Raw genomic sequence first — 1,614 nt, 5'->3', positions numbered from 1 at the left:
ATTGCGCCCGGTGACGATCACCGTCTGCTCGGTGGGCCGGTTGGCGAGTGCCTCGCGGACCGTGGCAATGTCGAGATAGCCGAACTTGAGCATGTAGGTGATCTCGTCGAGCACCACGAGATAGACCTCGGGGTCGTTCAGCAGGCGTTGTGCGTCCGCCCACACGGTCTGGCAGGCCTGGGTGTCCGACTCACGATTCTGAGTCTCCCAGGTGAAGCCGGTGGCCATGATATGCACGCTCAGATTGGGATCGCTCTCGAGGCGTTCGCGCTCGCCGCATTCCCACATGCCCTTGATGAACTGCACCACGCCGGCTCGATAGCCGTAGCCGAGCGCCCGGGTGACGGTGCCCCAGGCGGCGGTGGTCTTGCCTTTGCCGTTGCCGGTAAAGACCAGCAACAGACCGCGCTGCTCGGTGGCGGCGGCGACTTTCTCGTCGACATGCGACTTGAGGTTGCGCATGGCGTTGCGATGGCGGGACTGGCGGTCGGTCATGCGAGGTTCCTGGACAAAAAGGCAACGTAACGCGTCCCGGGTCTGCCCCACAACGTTGCAGACGTGTGTGGTCTACAGGCGCTGTTCAAGTTCTCGCCACAGGCTACGATAGGCGCGGGCCGCAGGGGATGAGCGTGCGAACTGCGTGATCGGCGCGCGCTCGAGCCCCATGCGCTCGACGGCACTGGCGTTGGGAATGGTCGTGGTCAGCATCAGTGGCCAATCCTGATTGAGCGTGGCCATGACCTCGAGATGGAGTTTTTTGCGACGATCGGCGAGCGTGAAGAAGGGCCAGATCGGACAAGAATGGTTGGCCTCGTCGAGGTGCTCGCGCAACTGTTCCAGGGTGCGCAGCGAGAGCGTCGTTGGCACTGTGGGCACCAGCAGGGCGTCAACACTCGAAAAAACATGTTCGGAGAGCGTGGAAATGCTCGGCGGGCAGTCGAGTATCACCAGGTCGTAATCGTCGTGTACCGGCTTGAGAATCTTGCGTAGCCGGCTGAGCTTGCGGCCTTCGAGCAGGTGATCCATCTCCCGCGAGCCGAACGACGCCGGCAGTAGATCGAGGTCGGGTATCTCGCTGGTACGAATGACCTTGTCGAATGAGGCCTTGCCCTTGACGAGCTTGTCCACGCCGCCGCGTACCTTGGGCTTGACGCGTAGATAGAAGGTGGTGGCCGCTTGTGGATCGAGATCCCAAAGCAGTACGCGATGCCCGGCCTGGCTCGCCAGTGCGGCCAGGTTGACGGCAGAGGCGGTCTTGCCCACGCCACCCTTGATACTGTAGATGGCTAGCATTTTCATCGCGGTTTCTCCCAGGCAATAGCGCGTGGGAAATGGTGACAGCCTGTTGTGACATTCATGTTTCAGCCAAACGCCTCATCGACGATCGTGCCAGCGATCCATCAGAATATAACGCAGTATCATGGGTACCTCTTCAATGTGTGATGATTGTCAGGCATCAAGGGATGTACAACCCTGAGGCGCAGGAGGCGGCGGTGGAAGTACTGAGGCGGCGTATCGAGCGCCAGATCATGGGCGTGACCGGCATGGCCTTGGGCGATATCGATTATGAACACCCACCGGGCGACCCTGGCCTTTTCGGGCCGCAGAGCGTGT

At 61.1% G+C, this 1,614-nt stretch carries 2 protein-coding genes; both read right to left on the bottom strand.

Features of this window, described 5'->3' with window-relative positions; all coding sequences use genetic code 11:
* Positions 1-495 (bottom strand): cob(I)yrinic acid a,c-diamide adenosyltransferase (gene cobO, locus OP495_RS17655; protein WP_280571070.1); only part of this gene is annotated, 495 nt, incomplete at its 3' end.
* Between the two features lie 72 nt (positions 496-567).
* Complete coding sequence (locus OP495_RS17650; RefSeq protein WP_280561421.1) at positions 568-1,299, bottom strand: ParA family protein; 732 nt, start codon at positions 1,297-1,299, stop codon at positions 568-570.
* Between the last annotated feature and the right edge of the window lie 315 nt (positions 1,300-1,614).

Source organism: Chromohalobacter sp. 296-RDG, from assembly GCF_029889885.1.
Classification (GTDB): Bacteria; Pseudomonadota; Gammaproteobacteria; order Pseudomonadales; family Halomonadaceae; genus Chromohalobacter.
This window is presented reverse-complemented; position numbering and strand designations above follow the sequence as displayed.